Below are 442 nucleotides of genomic sequence, written 5' to 3'. Positions count from 1 at the left end.
CGGTGAGCCACCTGCCGCACGTGCTGGCGTTTGCGCTGGTGGATGACATTGCTGCCAAGCCGCATGCCGAGACCCTGTTCCAGTATGCCGCCAGCGGTTTCCGCGATTTCACCCGCATTGCTGCCTCCTCGCCCGAGATGTGGCGCGACATCACGCTGGCCAACCGTGATGCCTTGCTCACCGAGGTCGATGCCTATCTGGTGCAATTGCAGGGCATACGCGCGATGATTGCCGACAGCGACGGCGCGGGCCTCGAAAAGATCTATGCCAGCGCCCAGCATGCCCGCCAGCAATGGGCGGCCGCCATCGAGGCAGCCGAACGCAAGGCCAACTGAACATTCTTTCCCGGTCACATCGTCAAGGCCGCCTGGGCGGCCCGATTCCACCACCGCATCATCCACAGAAAAGCAAGCCAGATGAAACAGCCTTCCTACCCCCGCCA

The 442-nt window shown here is 62.9% G+C and carries 1 protein-coding gene; it reads left to right on the top strand.

Going from position 1 to position 442, the window contains the following annotated elements; all coding sequences use genetic code 11:
* Window positions 1–335: prephenate dehydrogenase dimerization domain-containing protein (locus tag B3873_RS18705; RefSeq protein ID WP_286868091.1), on the top strand; the 335-nt coding region annotated here is incomplete at its 5' end.
* Between the last annotated feature and the right edge of the window lie 107 nt (window positions 336–442).

This window comes from Herbaspirillum sp. UBA812, assembly GCF_002296545.1.
Classification (GTDB): Bacteria; Pseudomonadota; Gammaproteobacteria; order Burkholderiales; family Burkholderiaceae_D; genus Herbaspirillum; species Herbaspirillum huttiense.
Note: the sequence above shows the minus strand (reverse complement) of the source record. Positions and strands in the feature narration are given on the sequence as shown.